The organism is Nostoc sp. NMS2, assembly GCF_017115105.1.
GTDB lineage: Bacteria > Cyanobacteriota > Cyanobacteriia > Cyanobacteriales > Nostocaceae > Nostoc.
Map to the genome: position 1 here is coordinate 34,328 of NZ_JABXKH010000044.1, position 23,107 is coordinate 57,434.

The window sequence follows — 23,107 nt, forward strand, 5'->3', positions numbered from 1 at the left end:
AGCAACCACTAAGAGCGCAGAGGGAAGAGAAAATAATATGGCTAAATTTGGTTTTGGTTGGCTGCGCTGGTGTGTGGTTGTTAGTTTTAGTTGTTTGTTATTGGCTGGCTGTGCTGTGAACTCTAGTACGGGGAAAACTTTGCGGGTTGCTACAGAACCGGCGTTTCCACCTTTTGAGTTTAAAAAACAAGGTGGTGAGTTACAGGGTTTTTCCATTGATTTAATGAATGCGATCGCAGTTGCAGCTAACTTTAAAGTAGATTTTCAGAGTATGCCTTTTGATGGTATGATACCGGCTTTGGCAGCCAAAACGGTAGATGCGGCGATTAGTTCGATCACAATTACAGAAGAGAGGGCGAAGACAATTTCTTTTTCCCGTCCTTATTTTAAAGCTGGGTTAGCGATCGCAATCCGTGCAGACGATCAAAATATTACTGGCTTTGACAGTCTCAAAAATAAAAAAATTGCAGTCCAAATTGGTACAACTGGAGCAGCAAAAGCTAAGAGTATTCCTGGAGTTCAACTTCGTAGTTTTGATTCAGCACCTGTAGCCCTACAAGAATTGGACAATGGTAATGTGGATGCAGTAATCAATGATGCACCAGTGACTTTATATGCTATTAATACGGGCAATCTTCAGGGAATAAAAATAGTGCAGCAATTGCTGACGGAAGAGTTTTATGGTATTGCTACAGCTAAAAATTCGCCGAACTTGGCATTAATAAATAATGGTTTGGAGAGAGTGTTTAAAAATGGCACTTATTCCCAGATTTACCAAAAATGGTTTAAAATCGAACCGCCATCACTACCAGCTAAATCACCATTTGAGAACCAGAATAGTACTGGCGCACCTAAAATATTTACCTCAATTGCCGTGATTTTGCAGGCTTTGCCGACTTTATTGCAGGGAGCATTGGTAACGTTACAATTAACGATAATTTCTGTAGTTTTTGGTTTAATTGGAGGTTCCCTAATTGGTATTGTCCGACTTTCTCGGATCGCACCTGTGCGTTGGATAGCGAGAGCCTATGTAGATTTTTTTCGGGGAACACCTTTATTGGTGCAAATTTTTATGATTTACTTTGGTTTACCAGCAATTTCGCAAGAACTTGGGTTTACATTTACTTTTGATCGTTTAACTGCTGGAGTAATTGCCTTAAGTTTAAATAACGCCGCCTACACCGCCGAAGTTGTGCGTGCAGGGATTCAATCGATTGAAACAGGACAAGCAGAAGCAGCACAATCATTAGGTTTAAGTTCTATACAAACGATGAGTTATGTCATTTTTCCCCAAGCTTTTCGGCGGATGATTCCACCTTTGGGTAATGACTTTATCAGTTTATTAAAAGATACTAGTTTAGTTTCTGTAATTGGGTTGGAAGAATTACTACGTAAAGGACAGTTAATTGTTGCTGACAACTATCGCGCCTTTGAGATTTACGCAGGTGTTGCGATGGTTTATTTATGTTTAACCTTACTTTTTTCACAGGCATTTAGTCACTTAGAAGTGTGGATGAATCCAGTTAAACGGCACAGGTGACTTTGAGAAGTTGCTGTCTCCTTTTTAAGGAAGGTTAGAAGGATTAAAATCTTGTGATGCAACTCATTGTTTGAGTCGATGGGGGATATTATTCCCCGCACCTCTCAGTTAAATCTGGGCGTGCAACTTTCGCCGCACCCAGCTTCCGATGTTCTCAGCTTGCGCTTTTGCTTATGTGGGTATAATCGTGACATGACTCATGTAATGCCACTAGATTATTCTTTTTCCAGTTGGCGTGATTTCTGTCGATGTGGTGCAGATGAATCTTTTCCTCATCGATGAATTTTAAGCCGCAGGAAGCACATTTATGGTTTTGCTTATTAAGAGCTTTAGAGGTTTCGCCATTATAGAGTTTACTGTTACGTTCGCTCCAGTAGGCTGTATCTCCGTCATAGGGGGATTTAGTTCCTTGAACCATGACGTGTTTATTTTCGGAGTAAGGAACAGCCGGAAATGCTTTGTCTAGTAATTTCTTGCTAGAGTGGCTATTCTGTTTGGTTTCCTTGTTAAATACCGTATAGGCTCTTTTTTGGATGTGGTATAACGAGTTTCTAGACCCGTCCATCTTACAGAACTTGTGGTAATTTCTCCATCCTCTAACTATTGGTGCTAGCTTTTCAGCCTTTACAATAGAACCATAATTCGAGTTGTTGACGATGTGTTTTACTTTCTTACGAAAAGCTTTAAAGTTATCCACTGAGGGAGTACTTCTAAACTTTCCATTGCTCTGAACTTTGAAGTTCCAGCCGAGGAAATCAAACCCGTCTGTCGCGGCGGTAACTTTGGTTTTCTTTTGGCTTACATTCATTCCGCGTTTGCGGAGGAACTCGCTGATTCTTTCAAGTATCTCTGTTGCATCATCTTCGGGTCGGAGTATAATAACCATGTCATCCGCGTATCGGATTGATGGTTCTATGATTGACTTATTTAAAGTCTTCTCGTGTACCTTACTACCTAGTTTGTAGTTGTAATGGTATCTGTGTATACTCTCAATCCCGTTGAGTGCAATATTTGCTAGTAATGGGCTGACCACTCCCCCTTGAGGGGTACCCTGTTCGGGGAATTCTGGGTTGACTCCTGCCTTGAGGCATCGGAAAATACCGAGTTTTAAACCTTTGGGGGCGATGAGTTCGTCCATTATTGCTGAGTGGTTAATCAGGTCGTTGCACTTTTCGATATCGAGTTCAATGACTCGTTTTTCTATTCCATTGGTTTGGGATTTTAGGTTATTAAAGATGTACTGTTGTGCATCATGGGCAGAGCGCCCAGTTCTAAACCCGTAACTCCTGGCATGGAAAGTGGCTTCATGTGCTGGTTCAAGTGCGTATTTTGCTAGGCATTGCCAAGCTCTATCCGAGATGGTTGGTATCTTGAGCATTCTGATAGTCCCGTCCTTTTTGGGGATAGGGATTTCTCTTAGCCCTTGATGTTTCCAATTTCCACTATTCACTCTTAGTAGTTCTTCAAGGCTGAAGCGTTCTTCAAATGAGAGGGATTTTTTCCTATCAATACCAGCCGTCTTTTTACCAGCGTTTAGCTGAGATACTTGTCTAATTGCAAGAAATCGAGCCGAGGTAGATTTTAGAATAAGCTTTTGGAGTAACCGAGCTTTCCGCTTGTTTCCAACTTGAACAGCTTTGTACACGCGCTTCTGAAGGCGGAAAAGATTTCGGCGGAATTTCTTCCACGGTAAAGCTCTCCAAGATTCACTAGTTTTGTAACTGTGTCTAATCATTTTCTCTTCTCTGGTTTGTGTATTCTGAACACCTCGCAACAATTACGTTGCGTCCTACCCGACTTGTGAGAGTTCCGTATCCCGTCTTACCTACCTGGGGTTCGACTGCCCCAAGACTCACAAATCGTTTTTATTCGTTCCCTCGGTTGGATTGATTGTTCCGTTAGATGTAGCCAATTCAACTACTAGATTCCCTAGACTCTTACCGATATTAAGAAGAAGGATTCGGCGGGAATTGTCTCCAGTGAGGTCAGGGGTTATGGCTGTTGCGCCCTGCTTCATTCTGAGTTGCTTCTCTAGGCTCTGTTTCATCATGGGAACTCCCTGTTAGCGCCAGTGTCAACCCGCAACGGCTGTCTGATTGCGCCCAGTTAAGAGCTTCACTCTACAAGAAACGAGCTTGTTCGGTGTGGGCAGGTAAGGAGTCAATTCTGAGTCTGAATGGTAGGGCTTTCACCTACATCTAACCGAGAGTTCAGCCTTTTAATGACAGTAATCTGCTGTCAGGCTGGATTAGTTATTTACGGACTGATTACCGTGATTCACTAATCAACGAATCGCACCTTCTTTTAAGGTGCTTTCAAAAAATAAATTATTCCATAAGAAAATAATTATTATAGAAGGAGAATAAATGATTGCCGACGGCAACCATTTATTCCCCTTAAGGATGTACGATAAATTTCTTACCTAAACTAAGCAAGAACTACCTCTCTTTTTTGCAAAATGAAAAATTTAGTCCTTACTTAGATGTTTATCGACGCTACTATACTTTGAGAAATATTTACTTGAAAAGTAATTAATCCTACGCGAAATAATTTGGGGTGATTGTTTGGCAAGATGTACAAAAAAATATGGATTATTTGCCATCTCGACTAAAGTCCTTGAAAAGCTTTTACTTTTAATAGCATCTAAAACACGAAAATAGGGTCTAGTTTTCTCAAGCAAAGCTAAACGTCTAGACAAAGCTTTGAATAACTGGGGGTTCGTTTTTATAAAATCTTGCTCTAAGAAATGTTTACTGATATTACAAGTTTCTTCGAGACGTTTTACTTTGTTTGTACTAGCCACTAAAGAACCTAGACGGGATCGATAAAAATAGTAAGGGGTTGGTACAAATATAAAGCGAGCTTTATACGCTAGGCATTTGAGATAAAACCAAAAATCTTCACTTAGTCGAATGCTTTCATCATATTCAATGTTATTTTTTACAAGGAATTCGCGTTTAATTACAGGCTTTGTTAAACCAACAGTCAAGCCTCCTCGTCCCGGTAAATCAGTTTCTACATAATATACAGAATCAATTTCTTTGATTGTGTCAATCTGCTCTCTACTCTGAGCAATTAAAGTATTCCAAGGCGTTTTATCACCATCTTTGATGTAATACAAATCATCTGCAACCATGTCTGCATTTTCTGCATCTGCCACCTGCAAAAGTTTTTCTAATCTTTCGGGAAGATACCAGTCGTCAGAGTCGAGAATAGCAATCCATTTGCCCTTAGCCTCCTTGATGGCAAGATTACGTGCCCCTGAAGGCCCAAGATTTTTTGGACTAGCTATAATTTTGAGACGATCATCAGTAAAATTTTGAGCTATTGCTAAAGTTTTATCAGTTGAGGCATCATCAACGACAATAAGTTCAAGGTTCTTAAGAGTTTGCCCTAAAACTGACTCTATTGCCTGGGAAATATAAGCTTCTGTATTATATGCAGGCATAATTACTGTAACTTCAGGAATATCCATAAACATATAAACTTACTTTGATTTGGGTTAACTTGAGTACAGAATGTTTATCAGAGAAGGATAGCTAGCTCAAAAGTACTTATTTGGGCTGTTTATCCAATTTTATTTTTATACTAGTTATTTAATTATCACAAGTGTAAGGATAGATCAATAAGCACAAAGATAGATAAACTAGAATAATCCTGTATATCATCATGCTTGATCTTCACATAATCTTTATAAACGTGTTTAAACTCTCATAAAATCATATTAGTGTCAGCCTAGCAAAAAATCTAACATTGCATCTCTAATATAGGACTCATATTTGATTTCTGAAAAAACTCAGTACACCTCTAACTCCCTTCTTTTCTGTTCCCTGTTCCCTATTCCCTACACAAGTATGTTCATTAATAAAATCGGATTCCTATATATAAATATGTATCTATGCAAATAATAAATATTGCATTGTTTGTAATTATTGTCTGGTTATTATAAAATTGGTATAAATATCTTTACTAACAAGAAAATACTTAAATACAGTCATATTAGACAGTAACAATCATATTTACTGAGTATCAATAAAATGAGGGCTAATAGAGATAAACTAGATAAAATAGAAATTAAAAACTGTTTACAATAATATAATAAGCATTGAAGAAATGAATTTTTGATGAATATCATCACAATTTAAACACTTTTTTAGAGTCAACTTAAAGCAGAATACATAGATGCGGATAATTGGACATATCAACTACAAAAGTTACTACCCATGAGTTCCCGCGCCCTGCTGTTAATAAATCGTCATGCCCGCCAAGGGCAAAAGAGTCTGTCGGAAGCGATTCAATATCTGAAAACACTCGGCTTTGATTTAATTGAGGAGTCTACAGAAGACCCAAAACATCTTACTGAAGTTATATTTCGCTATCAGCATGAAGTTGATCTAGTAATCATTGGTGGTGGAGATGGCACTCTCAATGCAGCAGTAGATGCTTTAGTTGACACTCAGTTGCCCTTGGGAATATTACCTTTAGGAACTGCCAACGACCTAGCGAGGACTTTGGGAATCCCGAATTCTCTCAGCGAAGCTTGCAAAATTATTGCAAATGGAAATCTACGTCATATCGACTTGGGTTGGGTGAACGGCAAGCACTTTTTTAACGTTGCCAGTCTGGGATTGAGTGTAAAAATTACCCAGCGACTTACTAAAGAAGTCAAACGCCGTTGGGGAATATTTGCTTATGCCGCCACTTCATTGCAAGTCATTTGGGAAGCTAGACCTTTTACTGCGGAAATTGCGATCAATGGTGAATCAGTCCATGCGAAAACAGTACAAATTGCTGTGGGTAACGGCCGTTATTACGGCGGTGGCATGGCAGTGGCTGACGATGCCACAATAGATGACCAAAGGCTAGACCTCTATAGCTTGGAAATTAAACACTGGTGGCAGATTATACTATTACTTCCTGCGATGCGAGAAGGGCGACATATACATTGGCAGAGTGTGCGTTCTCTTCAAGGTCAAGAAATAAAAGTATATACTCGCAAACCGCGTCCTATTAATACAGATGGTGAAATCACTACTTACACACCGGCTCATTTTAGGGTTATACCTAAAGCTATAGCTGTTTTAGCACCCACAGAAATCAGGAGTTAGCAGTTATTCTCCCTGATCTCCCTCACTTCCTCTATTTCCCTCTGTTAAAAATGTGGGAACTTGCATCAACTCACGCCAAATGCATCTGAGATTTTCCCAAGATATAAAGTCCCTGTTAGAACGCCTAGCTAAACAACCGCTTACTCTAGGTGATGTTCTGGCAGAAACCTCAGAACGAGGGTTCAGCCTGGTAATTACATTATTAGTTTTGCCCTTTTTATTTCCGATGCCACCGGGATTAACTGGCCCTTTTGGTGGTGCTTGTTTACTGTTGTCAGCGCAAATGGTTTTAGGGAGGCGATCGCCTTGGCTGCCGAAAAGAATCGCTAACTACAAGTTTCCTCGTCGCTTCGCCCAGTTACTTTTGCAAAATTTAGGACGTGTTACCAAAGTTTTACAGAAAATCGCTCGTCCCAGACTGGCAAAAATAGCCCATAATCCTTTGATTTGGCGAATTAATGGGTTTTGTATCTCTTTATTAACAATATTACTAATATTACCAATTCCGTTTACAAATCCCATCCCCACTATAGGTATTTTACTTGTGACTGTTGCCACCATCGAATCTGATGGTTTATTAATTTGCATCAGCTACGGCATTACTTTCTTAATTACCTTGCTGTTTGGATTTTTTGGTTATGCAGTATGGTTAGCTCCAAGTTTACTACCATCTATCTTTAAATAATAAAAGCCCCCAGCTTAAAGCTAAGGGCTGTAATTTATTAGGGTGCATCTACCATTTATTAATCCGCTTTATTAATTCCTATATCCGGGAAAATTAGACTTATAAACAAATTTATTTTATCAAGGCATTAAAAATTACAACTAATAAAAAAGCCCCCAGCTTCAAGCTAAGGGCTGTAATTTATTAAGGTGCATCTACCATTTATTGATCCGCTTTATTAATTCCTATATCCGGAAAAATTAGACTTATAAACAAATTTATTTTATCAAGGCATTAAAAATTTAATTTAAAAAAACCCTCAGCTAAAAGCTAAGGGCTGTGATTTAATTAAGGTGCATCTACTATTTATATATCCCCCTTAGTTCTTGCTGCATCAGGAAGAATTGAAAAAAAATGAATAACTGTGGAATTGATTTCGTTAGCTATAAAACTAATACTAGTCTGAATGAGGATAACCTGCGGTTTTTGACTAGATAATCATTGATTAACTTCACATTAATTTTACAAATAGCCCCAATTTTACCTAAATACGCAAAGTTTTTGTTAATATCTCTCATGCCATATCCGCAATAGTACGAATTTAGTTTATTAGTTGGGTATATGATTCTAAAAGTTAGACCCACCCAACTGAATGAAGCGATCGCAATTTCTATTAGCCCTTGCTAGTCTTTGTATTGTCGGGGGAAGCTTTTTTATGAGAACAGCTTTTAGCAGTACTAATGAGCCTAAAATAATAACTGATACATCACGCTACAGAGAGATTCGTAATCAGCTATGGTCTGATAATGATCAAGTAAAACATTTTCCTAATCAGATTCCTACTGATGCCAAAGACGTTCGTATTGCTTACTCTCCAGAATTTTTGCAAGGAAGTACTTTTTTTCAAATTAGGCTGAAACAGCCACCAAACAAGATAGAAAAATTACTTTTACAATACAGAAATAGTGCAAAGTACAAATATAGAGGTGGTAACACAAACGACCACATAAACCAACTTAATGGTGTGCCAACAACTTTTTTCTACACCAGTGAATCTCCTACAGAATCTTTTCCAGCTACTTATGAAATACTAGTATTAAATGCAGATGACAAAGGCAGACCTGGCTTCAAGTGGAATCATGGAAACAGCTATGGTGTCGCTATTAATAGTTCCACCTCAGAAATAATCTATTGGTCTGAAAAATGGTAGCTAGCAATTCAAAATGAATTTGAATCGCTATATTTACCCTTCGGTAAGTCTTCGCTTCACGCCAGTTTCCCTATTTGGGGAAACCCTCAAGACCAGACTGTCAACACTTCTACATCGCTACAGCCAAGGGTAATACAAGGCAACTAGCTTGACTTTGCACTCAATCCCATTCAAATCTTAAAAGTCCTCAATATTTAATTTTTTGTCCCCAATTCAAAGTTTTTTGTTATCTATCAATAATTGTATTTATTCTTTACCGTATAATAAAATACTGCGCTAATATGCTTTTGTTATACAAGAACCACTCTAAGTGCTACAGTTAACAGTAGTGTATTCAATTCACAATAATTTAAGCAAGAAAGATGTGCAAAATGAAAAATCTTGTAAAAAATCTTCTTAATGAACAAACTAAATCAATTATTAGATCATCTGAACTGTACCAATATTTTCATAATAAAGTGCATTCAAGTAAGCTAGCTGTTGAAGGCAAAAGGCTTGATATTTGTGCCAATGAGATTGCGATCTATCTACTTCAGTCTGGTAAAGATAAATATGTATTGCATGATAAAATTTGTCTTGAAATTGGAAGTGGATGGTTACTCACTCATTCGTTAGTATTTTACCTTCTCGGTGCAAAAAAGGTTTATGCAACAGATATGTACCCATTATTACGACCCGAAAATATTTTAAAAGCCGTGTGTAATTCTGTCGATTGGAGTATTTTAGATAGTCTATCTACATTTGAAGAACGCGATACTATACACTTACGTTTAAAAAAACTGCTTTCATTCAAAAAATTATCAGTAGAAGTCTTACAAGACTTGGGCATTGAATACATTGCTCCAATTGACTTGTCTCAAAAAATGCCTAGCAAAGAAAAAATAGATTTTATATTCTCAAAATCTGTGTTGGAACATGTGCCAGTTGATGATGTTGTGCCACTTTTAAAAAATCTTGCAAGTAGCCTCTCTGAAGATGGTTTTATGTTTCATCTTATTGATTTACTGGATCACAGAAATAGAAAAGAAAGACCATTTGATTTCTTTATTTATCGACAGGAAGATTACTCAAAAGAATTACAATCAAGGTGGGGAAATAGAATTCGACGAAGCCAATGGAAGCAGATATTTTCTAACATCGAGCATTTGGACTCTAAATTTGTATTTGAATGGTCGTGTAAGAACGGAGAATTACCAGAAAAAATCGACTCGTCTATTCAATATACTGATGAAGAAGATTTAAGAATCTCCCATATTGGTGTCTTTGGAGAATTCACATCACTTCCGAAATTCAGGTCTTAGAGATTATTTAAAAAGTGTTTTACTTTGACTTGATGCACTTTTAGATGGACTTTTCAAACATTTTATTAGGAAAAAGAAGTTTTGAGAGGAGGCTTACTCCCCTCAGACTTCAATACTAAGTACTGCTTTTAGTCTTTTGGGTATATCACTTTGGGTAGTTAAAACTTATAGCTAGCATAGCTAAAATTTATAAGCTGCTTAAAAACTATCTGAATATTTAGAATGCCAACTGCTTTAATTACTGGTGCTTCTAGTGGTATTGGTAAAGCTTTTGCCCAGGAACTAGCTGCACGCAAGACAAATCTTGTACTCGTAGCTCGTTCCGAAGAGAAACTAAGCCAATTAGCTAAACAACTACAAGAACAATACAAAATTCAAGTAGACGTTATAATTAAAGACCTCACGGAACCGAATGCAGCTGCTGCTGTATTTGATGCCATTAAAGCAAAGGGATTAAGCATTGACTTATTAATCAATAATGCTGGTTTTGGTCACTATGGCGACTTTGCCGAAGGGGATGGAGAAAGACAAATTAAAATTGTCCAATTAAACGTTTTAGCATTGGTAGATTTAACCCATAAATTTCTCCCCTTGATGCGGCAACGACGGTCTGGAAGTATTATCAACGTATCCTCTATTACCGCATTTCAACCGATACCATACCTTTCTGTTTATGCTGCCAGTAAAGCTTTTATTCTCAGTTTTAGTGAAGCGCTATGGGCAGAAAATCGTCAATATGGTGTCCGTGTTTTGGTTACTTGTCCAGGACCAATAGAAACAAACTTTTTTGCAGAAGCTAATTTCCCTCAAGCGTTGGCAAGTAGTACTGATAAAGTGTATTCTTCAGAAAAAGTGGTTTTGGAATGTTTAGATGCTTTAGAAAAAGGCTATCCAACTGTTATTAGTTCTGATACTAGTACTCAAATTAGAAGCAAATTATCTCGGCTCGTACCACGAAAACTTCTGCTGAATATATTAGCAAAACACTTTAAAGCCTAAGTATATATTTAAGAGTTGGGAGTTGGAAGTTAAAGAAAGCGGGGAATTAAAAAATGCTAACTTTCGACTCTTAACTCCTGTAGAGACGCGATTAATCGCGTCTCTACTCTTAACTTCTAACTTATTACATATACCTTGTTAATTGAACTCGGTAACGGTCTTTTTTTGTAACGGCGATTTCCCCGACTTCTAAACGTCCTTTAGAGCGAATGGCGATTAAGTCACCTGATTTGACTTGAGAACTAGCTTGTGTAACTTCCTTCCAATTAACGCGGACATCACCAGCATCAATGAAGTCAACCATTTTGCTTCGGGACATCCCAAAACCAGCAGATGCGATCGCATCTAACCGCAAAGAAGCCTCCACAGTAGTTAGTTCTTTTTTCTTTGGTTCCCGAACTCTTAACTCAGTTACCTCAATTCGCTGAGTCTTCACAGGAACCGATCGCACCTGCTTAAGACTCATTGACAAAAATTCTACTAACTCTGGTGCGACAATCGCCTGGGCCCCTCGTTCTCCCAAGACAATAACGTCTCCTGTCTTTTCACGAACAATTCCCGTTCCCAACATTGCGCCTAAAAAGTCGCGGTGAGAGGCGGTATCAAACAGGAAATTACCAGCAATTTCCACGGCGACAAGGCTGACTTGAGACTGATCTAGGGGAAGTTCCGAACGAGCGATCGCTATTCTTTGGCGTTCAGCTTGTGGATATCCGCCCCACGCAACTAATTGCACTTCTGTTAATCGGTTAAACACCCGTTGAATTTCCGCCAATTCTGGGGGGGATAGAAAATCTGTCAAAACTACTTCCCAAGTTTTGATAGCTTGTTCTGCTTGGTCGATTACACGAGCTACACTATCTCGATTTTCAACACCCTTTAAAAGTTCTTCTCGTGGCAACATTCTTAAAAATTATGAGTTAGGAATTGAGAATTAAACTGCTAAAACTGTCTTGATTCTAGCTTTAATTCCTATTTCAGCCATTACTGCAATGTGTTGCTCTCAACTGCATAATCCAGTTGGGTAAGCCAGATAGCTACATGGAAGACTAATTCATCATCTTCATCGGAAAAGGTGTGGTCTTCTGCGCGAATTAAAACTAACAATTGCTCATGGCAAAAATGGCATGAGCCAAGATCCAATTTGCATAATGACCATCCATTCATCGTAAAAATCAATACGGTAGAGCGATTAACGTAAAGCGCAACTCCAAAGGAATCACTTTCATTAAACTTGAATTTCACGCAATTGGGAAGCCCAATTGTACCGATCTCAAATCATCTCAAAGGAGAGTATCTCATGATAAAACATACATCTGCTAATCCTTCTGATCCCTGTGAACCCTTCGATCAAAAGTCAACTGAGATTACCGTTGTGCGCCCTGATCCACAAATACTGACTTACCACCAGTTCCCCTATTTTGTCGGTCTTTCCGCAAACACAGCAGGTGCAAAGGGAATTTCGATGAATCTCATGATTATTCCTCCCGGTGCAATTGCCGAGCCACATGTCCACCCAGAGCATGAAACAGCCATCTATCTGCTCAAGGGTCGGGTCGAAGTCCGTTACGGAAATCACCTTAAGCACTGCCAAGTGTGCGAAGCTGGGGATTTTGTGTTTACTCCTCCAGGTGTTCCCCATCAACCGCGTAATCTAAGCGCCACAGAACCCGTTTATATGCTAACGGCACGCAACGATCCAGATGAACAGGAGAAGATTGTGTTCTACGATCCAACGCTGGAAAGTCAGTTGCGGCATTAAAAATTGTTTCTACTTTTCTATTGCCTCTTCTTTGCTAATCATTGATTGCAACGACTCCTTGTCCTCAAGGTAGGGTTCACAGTCGGGATACGCGCTTGAACTTAATGAGGCGCTTTCAATATTGGGATTTTGGCAACCATCGAAGATAGTATCGCCAGGATCTACTGCTAACCTTAGCAGGCTTACAAATAAATATTCAATACACAGTATTTGTGTCAGCATAACCTTGAATATTTTCTGGATCAAACTGACGTAATATTCGGGTTGCTTGCCGAGTGAGAGTTTCAGGGCCTTGAACGGCAACTAAGTATTTACCCGCATCTAAGCGGTTGCGATAAGGTAAAGCATCACCACTACCTACGAGTAAACCGACTCCGCCACCGACAATCACACCACCCATAGCACCACTAGCAGCACCCAGCAGTCCGCCAACGATGTGATTGCCAACTTCACCTGCCCAGGCAAAAGTATCTAAACCAGTGATCAGGCTGAATGTAAAACCTGCAAAAAAACCAAATGGTATTAGCCAGGTTGCCATCAGTTGTGCTTGCTTTTTGGCTTGGTCTTTGGGGTCAATTAAGCCAAACTCGTCAGCCGTTTTATACCCCTTCCCCAGGATAGTACTGTTTATGCCTTCTTCTTCTAAAGCTAAGTAAGCAGCTTCGGCTTGAATGCGGTCTGGTAATACGGCAACAAGGTAATTCATTGATTTTACAATTTGTCTAATATAAGTTTTGCCTTAATTAACAGCGTATCAGTCTTGGTCGAATCAATCTTATATTGGGTAAGTAGAGACGCGATTAATCGCGTCTGTACAAACGTTAGGAGTCTTACTCCACTTCCCTTGTAGGGAAGTGGTTGGGGGTTAGGTCTGTATTGAACTCAAGCGAATCTAGTGGCTCACAAAAATTGTTTACGCCTTGTTTGAGGATGTATATCAAAACTGGGGTTGCCAAAATCTTAGGAAACGTCGGCATTGCTTTTAGATGTTCCATCATCTTTTGAAGTGAAGTATTAAGCAAATCTTCCCGGTATTCTTGTTCGCAAATGACGACACGCCATTTTCTTGCCAAGGCATCTAACCACTCAGAATTTGCTCTTTCTGGTTGTTGTCCTGCTCTAATAGCTAGCGTCATTGCCGCATCTTCTAAATCTCCATCACAGTCTTCAATCAAATCCAGCGCTTCCATGTCGCTGGGATCATCTGCTAATTGAGAGCGAAACTGTGCAATTTCTTGAGATGTTACTTTAGTCATGAGTCTTTGACAAGGCTAGCGATGGCTACGGCGGTAAACTACGAACATTCAGTTATGCTACATCATTTCACTAAAAAGCCTCATCTTTCAATGAGGCTTTCAGAATTTTTAATTGAGAGATTAAGTCAGCAGTATTAGCGTAGCGCTCTGAGGGTAACAGACCGTTGTAACTGAGCTAAAGCCCGGTTGTAATCCAAAATTGCTGTGACTCGATTACCTTCAGCCCTTGTGAGGTCGTTTTCAGAGTTAATAACATCAGTTTGAGTGCCCACACCAGCTTGGAATCGCAAACGCGCTAAACGTAGAGCTTCTCTAGCTTGTTCTAAAGCGGTATTAGAGGTTTGAACATTCTCTAAACTAGATTGCTGGGTAGAATAGGCTTGTTCTACTTGAAAGCGAATTTGGTTGCGCTGTTCAGCAAATTGAGTTTCTGCGATCGCAATATTAACTTTTGACTGATCTGCCCTTGCTCTTGCCGCTCCCCCATCATACAAACTTAGGCTTGCTCTAACTGCCAATGAATAACCATCAGTAATGCTGACACTATCATCGAACTGGTCTAGTAGGTTGTAACTGCCTACCAAGCTAACTTGAGGGCCTAATTCTGCAAGTGCCTGTCTACGCTGTTGTTCGCTGATATTGCGTTGTGCCAACTGCTGTTGCAACTCTGGACGATTTTGATAAGCCAGCACAATGCTTTGTTCTAGTGTTGGGTTCCAAAGACCAGCTAATTGTACAGGGTCGGCGGCACTGATATTTATTCCTTGCGGCAAACTTATGCGGGTTGCTAATTGACGACGGGAAATTGCCTGCTGGGATCTAGCATTAGTCAAATCTTGTTGGGCATTTGCTAAATTCACCTGCGATCGCAACACATCGAACCGCGTACCAACCCCAGCTCGCTCTAAAGCTTCGGCATCACGCAAACTAGCCTCAGAGTTTTGCACAGCCGACTGAGCAATACGTACTTGTTCATCCGCTTGTTGCAGATTGTAATAGTCAGTGGCAACATTCAAACGGATTGTCTCAGACTGAGTTTCTACAGCCAATTCATTGAAACGTACCTGTTCTTCAGCCGCTCTGATATTGGCTTGCACTCTCCCAGAAGTGTAGATGTTATATGACAGCTGTGCTTGACCAGAAAAAGATGTACCAGCTTCATCTGGCGATGCGATACCCGTCTGTTGTTCTTGGAGTTTCGACGATAGCTGACTACTGGCAGACTGACTACGAGTAATATCAGCGCTAATTCCCAAAGTTGGCAATAAAGCAGCTTGTGCCTCGCGTAGAGCCGCTCGGTTGCGTTCTAGCTCCAAAATAGACACCTGTAAATCGTGATTGTTACGCCGTGCTAGCTCCAGAGCCTGTGCCAAAGTAATCGGTTGATTTCCCTGAAGTTTCACTTCCTCTGGTTTGGTAGGAAATTGCAAGGGATTTGAGCTAGGAATCAGGTTATCGGGAATTTGCACCGGACCTGATGGCACAGGAGTTATGGTTCTCGGCCCAGTGGAAGGTTGCACTGGCTCTGATGGTGCAGGTGTTACGGTTCCTGGTATAGTGGGAACTGGTGTCGAATTTGTCGGAATCGAGGTATTATTCTGAGCAATGCGGCCAACAGCATTTTGTGGTAAACAGGTGCTTGAAGCCAGTAGCAAAGCTGCTGAAGAATCAGTCTTGCTTTTCCCTGACTCCTGCGGGCATCTTGGCGCTGACAAAAGTTTTGCTGATTCTCCACCTGTAGCTGAAGTTTGTAAAAATGTTTGCAACTCAGTAACAGCATTTTTCTTTTGAACCACTGGCTGCCGTGCAGAAGAGGGTTTTAAAGTGTAGTTGGGAACTACTATGCTCTCTGATTTGTGCCCAGAAATGCTTGATTTACTCTGTTTTTGATTATTTCGAGCAGAACGGCTGACATCTAGCTGTTGGGAAAAATTAGAGGTAGGTGTCAAACTGACAAATCTACCTTCATCTTTCTTAAGTACTTGTTTTATTGGCACAACAGTATTTCCAGCCGTAAATACTGGAATACTGTTATTACTTAAAGGCTTCATACTAAGTTTAGTGAAACCAAAACCAGGTAGTAGGGTTACAACACTAACATTTGCACCATTCGGCAATTGCGTATTATTAATATCTACAACCGAGTTTTGACCATAAGCAGAAGTCAAAACACTAGGAGAAGAAGCCAGCTGTACCCCAGTTAGTTTTACAGTACCAGCCCAAGCAGGCTGAGTTGTTAAAACTGCTGCCGTGACACCAGGCAAGAAGCTATAGAATAATTGCTGTCCTTTCACCGCATCCCTCACACGAAAATCAATCTAGCGGCAGAAAACCTTTCTTCACCACAGAATATAGCACGATACTAAACTTAGGAAAGAATATACTACGATACTAAATTTAGGGTTCGGAACTCTGTTTGTCTTCAAAACGTCTAACAATGCGAGAAAGTTCCGCCTTTTCATCGATACTAACGCGAGTAGGCGCACCGCTGATAATCCGTTCGTAGTTTCTGAAAGAATCTTTAATATCAGGCCCGTCAGCAGTGATATTATACTCACGAATGCCCTTATCATGCCAAGACCCACGCATTTTAAATACGTTAATTGCCCGCGACATTTCTCCACGAATTTCTACGTACTGTAACATTAGAATTGTATCGGTAATCGTAGAGATATGAGAGTCAGTAATCGAATGCGCTCCTAGAAATTGGTCAGTTGTGTTGGTAAAGAAACCAGTAATTTCTTCTTGTTTAGCATAACCCGTCACACCAATTACAAACTGCCTAAATGCATTATTGCTCACTCCTCTAGCTAATGCCGATAGGGAATCAATGGCGATGCGGGCTGGTTTGAAGACAGCAATCTCTGATTTAATAATTTGTAAGTGGTCTTCTAAACCAGTTGATTCAGGATAGGTACAAATTATTTTTAGTAAACCTTGATCCTCTAATTCTTCAAAATCAATTCCCCAAGAAGAAGCATTACGAGATAGTTGGGCGCGTGATTCTTCGTAAGCAAATAATATTGCCTGTTCTCCATTCAGGCAGCCATCTTGAATAAACTTACTTACTAACAAGGTTTTACCAGTACCTGTGGCTCCTGTTGCCAAAATAATAGAATCTTTAAAGAAACCACCACCGCACATTTCATCTAAGGTTTTGACACCAGAAGATACCCTGATATTAGATGACCGTTGAGTTAAACGCATTGCTCCTAGTGGGAAAATGTTAACTCCCTCATTAGTAATTGTGAAGGGATACTCGCCTTTCATGTGAGTTGTGCCGCGCAATTTGAGAATTTCAACTGTGCGACGGCGGCGTTCTCCTTCTAAAACGTTGCGAACAATTACTACGTTATCAGAAACAAATTCTTCCACTCCAAAAGAGGCAACGGGGCCATATTCTTCACTCCGTTCAGTGGTAATTACAGTGGTGACACTTAGTATTTTGAGACGTGCTACCAAGCGAAAAATCTCGCGTCTCACTACTCCCATTGCTTCGTACTGCTGAAATACGGCTGTCATTGAGTCAATTGAAACTCGTTTAGCTTTGTATTTGCGGATTGCATATTGCAAGCGTTCAATGAGTGCAGAAAGATCAAAATTCCCAACGATATCTTGACCTTCTGGATCGGGAGATGCATCAAGAATAAACAACTTACCTTCTTCGATTAGGCGGGGCAAATTCCAACCAAAAACATGAGCGTTTTTAATAATATCACTGGGTGATTCTTCAAAGGTAACAAATACTCCTGCTTCATCGAAGTAGGTGATACCGTTATAGAGAAACTGAAGAGACAATAAAGTTTTACCTGTACCTGAAGTGCCACTGACTAAGGTAGTTCTACCAATTGGTAAACCACCATGACTAATATCGTCAAACCCTTCGATCATCGTGCGAATTTTTTCTACACCCCCATTTTTTGGTGTCTTATTGGGTTCTAGTTGCTCGTTTTGACTCATTGCTTGATAATAAAAGGATATTGAAAGCTGTTGTTTTATTACTAAGATTTGGACTCAAGTTTTGTGAGGCTATTTATAAACTAAATATTCAGCAAGTAGGGTGTCTTAGGTCACAATCTGACAAAAAAATAGCAAAAATAAATATTTTGCTTGAATGTTACAGGCTCAAGGGTGCTAAAACTGTCTTGACTAGAGCAACATCCTGGCTTCCCTACACAGTTAAAATTAACTTTATAAATCTCTTGCATCATTAATTATTTTACTCTTCAAAATCTCCTTCACTCAGTTCTTCATAAAGCAAATCTAATCCAATCAATACCCTTTCTCGATCTGAAAGATCGCCGATAATTTTGCGAACGGGTGGAGGCAAAATTTTAGATAATGTTGGCGTTGCCAATATTTTATCTTCTTCTGCCAGTTGTGGACTTTTCAATACATCGATCACTTTTAAAGCATAAACACCTTCAAACTCCTGTTCTAAAATATTTTTGAGTGTTTTTAATGCCCGAACTGAATTCGGGGTGTTCCCTGCTACGTAAAGCTTGAGAACGTAGGTTTTTTTGGCTTTAATCATATATTTACAGGCTAGTTACGATCGGAGAAAGACAAGATGCGTTCGCACTTTGGGAGTAACTAACAGTGTTAGCTTGTTCCAAGGTAAATATTAATAAATAAACTTACTTTATTTAGAAATCGAACTTCTATAGACTTCACACAAGTGAGCCAAAATATCTATCAATGTCAGGCGGTAATCAAGTAAGGTTTCATTGCTTCTTCCTTCTAATTTCAGCTGGATAGAAAATTCTTCAATTACCTCCATGTGAATTTCGATGATTTGGGGCACAGGAATATTAGCATAAAATATAGTATTTATAAATTTATCAATTTTTTCTTTGAGTGTTTTGTCTGTGGTAAAATAATTTATAAGTATTAGGCTGTAATCTAATTTAAGCTGTCTTAATAATCCTTGCCTTTCGGCTGGATTCATCTCGTGAAAATGCTGTTGACTTTTTTGCATCTGACTAGCAAATACATACACATAGTTGCTAGTGTATGCCTTGCTTGGATTTTGTTGTGGCCAATTTGGTAAATAGTTGGTTTTTACAGAGGTCGTTGCAGCAACAGGTAAATAGCAAAATTGGGCGATAATCGCGTCAATAAATTTCCACACCCAAGCCATCCAAGCTTTTTGGTTGGCTAAGTCAACTAAATTATCTAAATATTTGTTAACATCAGGTCGCAGAATCAATATCGGTAATAACATTTACTCTTTAATCTATCTCCTTGATCGTCCTAATCAAGAAACGTGGGCTGATAAGTTTGGCTAACGCTTCTAGGGGAATACTTGATGTGCAGTAAACTGGTGATTCTACCCAACCTGTATTCGCAGATCGTGTAAGAAGGCAATTTTTGCTGGAGGCAGCAGGTGGGAAGTAAGAAAGCTTATGCACTAAACTTAAGCTTTTTAACTTTTTTCAACTGGATATTTATTTATGCCTACTTGTGCTAGCTACTCAACAGCTTAATGCAGCAACTGAGTGTTAAGACTTAGTAAGTCTTTGATGATGAGGTATATGTCGTGATAACGAGACACAGTAGCTAATTTATTGTTTGTGTATCTATGTATGTATATAAATAGATATATTTTTTAATTTTGCTCCTTGATAAGATACTTAAACGAACTTAAAGGATTGTCGCATTCTAAATCATTATAATTCCTCAAGGTTCTAAAGCGAATCTTTGGGGCCATAATTGTTGTAGCCGTCGCTATCGATGGGGAGTTTAAATACCAGTAAGACGTTGAGGAGGTTAGTTGCTAGAAATGAGAAATGTCGCCTCTTGAAAAAATGCACTCGTCCGCAAGCAAGTGCTTATGAAGAGAAATCCCATTGTTTTAATGGCGTTGAAATAACCAGAGTTGCTTATATGAGTCTTCTTAGAGGATATGACTTCAGGCGAAAAGACCATCAACTGGCAGATGGAAATGCCGGAGGGTTCCATAGGAAGAATGACCCCAAAAGCCCTATGTTAATGCTAGATTACCCGCTTTCTGACTTTCAGGCAACCGTACCTAGCTGCCTCCAAACATCTTCTTTGGCAGTGGTGCTGGAGATTTTTGAGCAAGAGCAGTGCGATCGCTTGGTAGTAGTGAATCAGCAGCAATACCCCATCGGATTGCTGTATTCTGCCCGTTTAATCCAAAAATTATTAGCACATAGTGACGATAAAAATTTAAATTTACACCAATCTCTCTCTATCTGGGGTCAAGGTCTAATTGAGCCAGTACAGACAATATCAGGTTCTGAGCGTGTAGAGCAATTAAGCTTGCATTTGTGTTATCCACAAGCCGAAAAACACCAGAACTTAGATTGGGCACTGATTGACTCGGATGGTCGATATTTGGGGCTGCTGGATAGTTCACGCTTGTTGCGATCGCTGGCTAAGGAACGCATGGCTGGGTTACAAAGCTCAGGCATCCAGAGGTTACGCCATGAGTATGATGCTGATGTCCAGCCGCCAAATAAAGCCAAATCATTGGGACACCAGCCACTGATCCTGTTGCTGGAAAGACTGCCTTGGCCTTTAATGTTGCAAACGGGTACTGGCGAAGTGTTAGCTCGAAATCCCGCCTGGTGGCAGCAATTAGGAGCCTTGAAAGATCCAGAAGGAGTTAGGCAACAGGTGGAGGCAATACTTGTCTCTAAGCCCTCCGAAAAATCAGAATATGTCACCCAACGAGCAATCAAGGTTCATTCCAATGGCAGGGAGAATGAATATGGTAGCGAACAACAACTGACTCAGCAAGAAGCATCACCAGATGCTGTATACAGTCGGTGCTATTTGGATAGTCAAGTGGGTACTTGTACCTGCGTTGTGGAAGTGCAAAATGGTCAGGAGCGAATCTGGCAGTTTGCCAAAATTACCTTAGATAGTCCTGAGTTTAAAGTCATGAGTGCTGAGTCAGAGATTCCACTCAGCAATGATTTGTGGTTAGTTTTAGCTACTGATGTCACTGAACAGCAACAGCTTTGCAAAGAATTAGCTGCCAAAAATGCCGATTTAATTCAACTAAATCGGCTGAAAGACGAGTTTTTAGCTTGTATTAGTCATGAACTGAAAACTCCCCTAACTGCCGTTTTAGGATTATCGCGCTTGCTTGTGGATCAGCAGTTGGGAGAGCTTAATGAGCGTCAAGCCCGTTATGCGGGACTGATTCATCAAAGTGGCCGCCACTTGATGAGTGTGGTTAATGACATTTTAGATTTGACCCGGATGGAAACGGGACAAATGGATTTGACGCTGACACCAGTGAAAATAAGTGCTGTGTGCGATCGCGCCCTATCGGAAGCCAAAGCCATCCACACTCAAACGACCAAAACAACATCCCAAACTCCAGAAAATGCCCGTTCATCTGCTCCCCAATTCTGCCTTTCCATTGAACTAGGCTTAGATGAAATGGTGGCAGATGAGTTGCGCTTGCGCCAGATGCTAGTACACCTACTTTCCAACGCCTTTAAATTCACCGAAATATCCGGCGAAATTGGGCTGCGGGTGAGTCGTTGGGAAGGATGGATTGCCTTTACAATTTGGGATACAGGTATTGGCATTCCAGAACACCAGCAACACCTAATTTTTCAAAAATTCCAACAACTAGAAAATCCCCTCACCCGCCAATTTGAAGGCACTGGTTTAGGGCTGGTTTTAACTCGGGCCTTGGCTCGCCTCCACGGAGGAGATGTCAGCTTTTTGTCTCGTGAAGGTAAAGGTAGCCAGTTTACACTACTTCTGCCACCCAGTCCCCCGAAAACAGGCTTTTCGGAGCCAGATATGGTAATCAGAGCAGACGAGAAGACACGACAACAACAGCCACGGGAAAACACCGCAGCAGATCGTCACCATGTCAGTACGCCTACACAGCATCATCCCGCGAGTTCCCAACGGTTGGTCTTAGTAGTCGAGGCAGTAGCCCGATATATTGAAGACTTGACCGAAAAACTCAAAGCTTTAGGATATCGGGTAGTAATTGCGCGATCGGGGACAGAAGCAGTCGAAAAAGCTCGGCGCTTGCAACCAATAGCGATATTTTTGAATCCGTTGCTGCCCCTGTTGTCAGGCTGGGATGTGTTGACTTTACTAAAATCTGACACCGCAACCCGTCATATATCTGTCATAGTTACCGCAACAGGGGCCGAAAAGGAGAAAGCATTTGCTAACCGAGCCGATGGTTTCTTAAGTTTGCCAGTGGAGCATCAGGTATTAGCACCAGTTCTCGAAAAATTATGTACTTTACAAGCTGTTCCCCAGCTTGGGTTGGACAATAGCGCCATTATCCCACCTAAAACCCCACTGCGAATTCTCAGGTTGGTGAATCCCCAATTGGAATCTGTCAATCCCCACCCCTCACTTCGAGAACATCGGGTGATTGAAGTAGATGATTTAGATCAGGCAGAACTTTTGGCGCGGGTATGGCAATTTGATGTCATTTTGCTAGATGTCGAAAGTCCCACCGCTCAAATTTATCTGCAACAACTAATTCAGCACCCACGTTTGGCGGCTCTACCACTGGTTACTTGCGATGCTGCAACTACCTTAATAGCTTCTAAGATCCCAGGGTTATCTGTATTTCCTTACTTAACACCATTTACCAAAGACAACAGCAGTCGCATCGAAAAAACAGATGCTTTACTATCAGTACTGCAAATTGCTTCTGGTATTTGCTGCCCTCCTAACATCTTGGTAGTGGATTTGACAATGTTACGGGATTTTCCACAGGTAAGACGTAAGCCAGCTAAGGGCGATCGGACAGCAAAAAATTGCTCAATTAGTAGTGAAACTGCTGAACGCGGGTCTGAGTGGTTCCAAGCTTTAATTCAGTATTTACAAACAGCAGGCTTCAAAGCGGCGATGAGTCCCTGTTGGGCAGAAGTGTTACAACAAATTCGCCACGAAAGCGTTGACTTACTGCTAATTTGTTTAGGAGAATCTGCTATCCACAAAGATGTGCTAAGAGCTTTGAAAACATTGGGAGATTCGCCTGACAAGTTACCACCAATTTTGGTACTAAATCAGCGATTAAATCGCCCAGAAACCAGTTTTCCGGTTGGGGTAGCTTATAAGGAAATTGACAAGCAGAAAAAGAATGGTTTGGAATCGATAGAAACTGTTGTTAGTGCGATCGCTACCCAAATATTACCGCGATCGATATCAATGGAAGACCTATTAAACCAGATCAATCAGGCTTTAGCTGTCAATGGTTACAATGGCAAATGTTAATTTGGTCATTAGTCATTAGTCATTGGTCATTAG

Annotated in this window: 19 protein-coding genes; 8 read left to right on the forward strand and 11 right to left on the reverse strand. The window is 40.3% G+C overall.

Annotated features, from left to right (window positions below):
* Positions 1-37 precede the first annotated feature (37 nt).
* On the forward strand, positions 38-1,540 hold the full coding sequence (locus tag HWQ36_RS07035; RefSeq protein WP_292699644.1) for an ABC transporter permease subunit: 1,503 nt from the start codon (positions 38-40) through the stop codon (positions 1,538-1,540).
* 154 nt (positions 1,541-1,694) lie between these two features.
* Here HWQ36_RS07035 and HWQ36_RS07040 read toward each other — a convergent pair whose 3' ends face one another.
* The 3 genes from HWQ36_RS07040 to HWQ36_RS07050 all read right to left on the reverse strand — a co-directional run bounded on the left by HWQ36_RS07040 (position 1,695) and on the right by HWQ36_RS07050 (position 5,015).
* Positions 1,695-3,275 carry a reverse transcriptase domain-containing protein gene (locus tag HWQ36_RS07040; RefSeq protein WP_292699647.1) on the reverse strand — a complete coding sequence of 527 codons (1,581 nt, stop codon included), beginning with the start codon at positions 3,273-3,275 and terminating at the stop codon, positions 1,695-1,697.
* A gap of 117 nt (positions 3,276-3,392) precedes the next feature.
* Positions 3,393-3,590, reverse strand: a complete 198-nt coding sequence (locus HWQ36_RS07045; RefSeq protein ID WP_292699650.1) for a hypothetical protein — start codon at positions 3,588-3,590, stop codon at positions 3,393-3,395.
* Between the two features lie 417 nt (positions 3,591-4,007).
* Positions 4,008-5,015, reverse strand: coding sequence for a glycosyltransferase family 2 protein (locus tag HWQ36_RS07050; RefSeq protein ID WP_292699653.1), 1,008 nt, complete (start codon positions 5,013-5,015; stop codon positions 4,008-4,010).
* Positions 5,016-5,763: 748 nt separating this feature from the next.
* Here HWQ36_RS07050 and HWQ36_RS07055 point away from each other — a divergent pair.
* The 5 genes from HWQ36_RS07055 to HWQ36_RS07075 all read left to right on the forward strand — a co-directional run bounded on the left by HWQ36_RS07055 (position 5,764) and on the right by HWQ36_RS07075 (position 10,822).
* Positions 5,764-6,648, forward strand: coding sequence for a lipid kinase (locus HWQ36_RS07055; RefSeq protein ID WP_292699656.1), 885 nt, complete (start codon positions 5,764-5,766; stop codon positions 6,646-6,648).
* 79 nt (positions 6,649-6,727) lie between these two features.
* Positions 6,728-7,333: an exopolysaccharide biosynthesis protein gene (locus tag HWQ36_RS07060; protein ID WP_292699659.1), complete on the forward strand. Its 606-nt coding sequence runs from the start codon at positions 6,728-6,730 to the stop codon at positions 7,331-7,333.
* Positions 7,334-7,964: 631 nt separating this feature from the next.
* A complete protein-coding gene (locus tag HWQ36_RS07065) occupies positions 7,965-8,522 on the forward strand; it encodes a hypothetical protein (protein WP_292699661.1) in 558 nt (185 codons plus the stop codon).
* Positions 8,523-8,893: 371 nt separating this feature from the next.
* Positions 8,894-9,823 (forward strand): hypothetical protein, encoded by a 930-nt coding sequence (locus HWQ36_RS07070; RefSeq protein ID WP_292699664.1) that lies wholly within the window; start codon positions 8,894-8,896, stop codon positions 9,821-9,823.
* A 222-nt stretch (positions 9,824-10,045) separates the two neighbouring features.
* A complete protein-coding gene (locus tag HWQ36_RS07075; RefSeq protein WP_292699667.1) occupies positions 10,046-10,822 on the forward strand; it encodes an SDR family oxidoreductase in 777 nt (258 codons plus the stop codon).
* A 124-nt stretch (positions 10,823-10,946) separates the two neighbouring features.
* Here the strand turns inward: HWQ36_RS07075 and HWQ36_RS07080 are convergent, their stop codons facing one another.
* Positions 10,947-11,726 (reverse strand): photosystem II S4 domain protein, encoded by a 780-nt coding sequence (locus HWQ36_RS07080; protein ID WP_292699670.1) that lies wholly within the window; start codon positions 11,724-11,726, stop codon positions 10,947-10,949.
* Positions 11,727-11,806: 80 nt separating this feature from the next.
* Positions 11,807-11,989 (reverse strand): hypothetical protein, encoded by a 183-nt coding sequence (locus HWQ36_RS07085; RefSeq protein ID WP_292699673.1) that lies wholly within the window; start codon positions 11,987-11,989, stop codon positions 11,807-11,809.
* Positions 11,990-12,122: 133 nt separating this feature from the next.
* Between HWQ36_RS07085 and HWQ36_RS07090 the strand changes: the two genes are divergently transcribed.
* Positions 12,123-12,584, forward strand: a complete 462-nt coding sequence (locus HWQ36_RS07090; RefSeq protein ID WP_292699676.1) for a cupin domain-containing protein — start codon at positions 12,123-12,125, stop codon at positions 12,582-12,584.
* 196 nt (positions 12,585-12,780) lie between these two features.
* On the opposite strand, the gene HWQ36_RS07095 is transcribed toward HWQ36_RS07090, so the two are convergent.
* From HWQ36_RS07095 to HWQ36_RS07120, 6 genes are all read right to left on the reverse strand, one after another.
* The gene (locus tag HWQ36_RS07095) at positions 12,781-13,290 is read right to left on the reverse strand and encodes a hypothetical protein (RefSeq protein ID WP_292699679.1); all 510 of its coding nucleotides are present in this window, start codon (positions 13,288-13,290) and stop codon (positions 12,781-12,783) included.
* A gap of 124 nt (positions 13,291-13,414) precedes the next feature.
* Positions 13,415-13,840, reverse strand: a complete 426-nt coding sequence (locus tag HWQ36_RS07100; protein ID WP_292699681.1) for a hypothetical protein — start codon at positions 13,838-13,840, stop codon at positions 13,415-13,417.
* 134 nt (positions 13,841-13,974) lie between these two features.
* Positions 13,975-16,134: a TolC family protein gene (locus HWQ36_RS07105; RefSeq protein WP_292699684.1), complete on the reverse strand. Its 2,160-nt coding sequence runs from the start codon at positions 16,132-16,134 to the stop codon at positions 13,975-13,977.
* Positions 16,135-16,237: 103 nt separating this feature from the next.
* Positions 16,238-17,800: a circadian clock protein KaiC gene (gene kaiC / locus HWQ36_RS07110; RefSeq protein ID WP_292699687.1), complete on the reverse strand. Its 1,563-nt coding sequence runs from the start codon at positions 17,798-17,800 to the stop codon at positions 16,238-16,240.
* A 259-nt stretch (positions 17,801-18,059) separates the two neighbouring features.
* A complete protein-coding gene (gene kaiB, locus HWQ36_RS07115) occupies positions 18,060-18,374 on the reverse strand; it encodes a circadian clock protein KaiB (RefSeq protein ID WP_012409411.1) in 315 nt (104 codons plus the stop codon).
* 108 nt (positions 18,375-18,482) lie between these two features.
* A complete protein-coding gene (locus tag HWQ36_RS07120; RefSeq protein ID WP_292699693.1) occupies positions 18,483-19,064 on the reverse strand; it encodes a KaiA family protein in 582 nt (193 codons plus the stop codon).
* Between the two features lie 761 nt (positions 19,065-19,825).
* Here HWQ36_RS07120 and HWQ36_RS07125 point away from each other — a divergent pair.
* A complete protein-coding gene (locus HWQ36_RS07125; protein WP_292699732.1) occupies positions 19,826-23,074 on the forward strand; it encodes an ATP-binding protein in 3,249 nt (1,082 codons plus the stop codon).
* Positions 23,075-23,107: the final 33 nt, after the last annotated feature.

Bases quoted from the DNA above. Each gene is read 5' to 3' on its own strand.
- HWQ36_RS07035 (WP_292699644.1), top strand. From the start codon at position 38: ATGGCTAAATTTGGTTTTGGTTGGCTGCGCTGGTGTGTGGTTGTTAGT.
- HWQ36_RS07040 (WP_292699647.1), bottom strand. From the start codon at position 3,275: ATGATTAGACACAGTTACAAAACTAGTGAATCTTGGAGAGCTTTACCG.
- HWQ36_RS07045 (WP_292699650.1), bottom strand. From the start codon at position 3,590: ATGATGAAACAGAGCCTAGAGAAGCAACTCAGAATGAAGCAGGGCGCA.
- HWQ36_RS07050 (WP_292699653.1), bottom strand. From the start codon at position 5,015: ATGGATATTCCTGAAGTTACAGTAATTATGCCTGCATATAATACAGAA.
- HWQ36_RS07055 (WP_292699656.1), top strand. From the start codon at position 5,764: ATGAGTTCCCGCGCCCTGCTGTTAATAAATCGTCATGCCCGCCAAGGG.
- HWQ36_RS07060 (WP_292699659.1), top strand. From the start codon at position 6,728: ATGCATCTGAGATTTTCCCAAGATATAAAGTCCCTGTTAGAACGCCTA.
- HWQ36_RS07065 (WP_292699661.1), top strand. From the start codon at position 7,965: ATGAAGCGATCGCAATTTCTATTAGCCCTTGCTAGTCTTTGTATTGTC.
- HWQ36_RS07070 (WP_292699664.1), top strand. From the start codon at position 8,894: ATGAAAAATCTTGTAAAAAATCTTCTTAATGAACAAACTAAATCAATT.
- HWQ36_RS07075 (WP_292699667.1), top strand. From the start codon at position 10,046: ATGCCAACTGCTTTAATTACTGGTGCTTCTAGTGGTATTGGTAAAGCT.
- HWQ36_RS07080 (WP_292699670.1), bottom strand. From the start codon at position 11,726: ATGTTGCCACGAGAAGAACTTTTAAAGGGTGTTGAAAATCGAGATAGT.
- HWQ36_RS07085 (WP_292699673.1), bottom strand. From the start codon at position 11,989: ATGAATGGATGGTCATTATGCAAATTGGATCTTGGCTCATGCCATTTT.
- HWQ36_RS07090 (WP_292699676.1), top strand. From the start codon at position 12,123: ATGATAAAACATACATCTGCTAATCCTTCTGATCCCTGTGAACCCTTC.
- HWQ36_RS07095 (WP_292699679.1), bottom strand. From the start codon at position 13,290: ATGAATTACCTTGTTGCCGTATTACCAGACCGCATTCAAGCCGAAGCT.
- HWQ36_RS07100 (WP_292699681.1), bottom strand. From the start codon at position 13,840: ATGACTAAAGTAACATCTCAAGAAATTGCACAGTTTCGCTCTCAATTA.
- kaiC (WP_292699687.1), bottom strand. From the start codon at position 17,800: ATGAGTCAAAACGAGCAACTAGAACCCAATAAGACACCAAAAAATGGG.
- kaiB (WP_012409411.1), bottom strand. From the start codon at position 18,374: ATGATTAAAGCCAAAAAAACCTACGTTCTCAAGCTTTACGTAGCAGGG.
- HWQ36_RS07120 (WP_292699693.1), bottom strand. From the start codon at position 19,064: ATGTTATTACCGATATTGATTCTGCGACCTGATGTTAACAAATATTTA.
- HWQ36_RS07125 (WP_292699732.1), top strand. From the start codon at position 19,826: ATGTTAATGCTAGATTACCCGCTTTCTGACTTTCAGGCAACCGTACCT.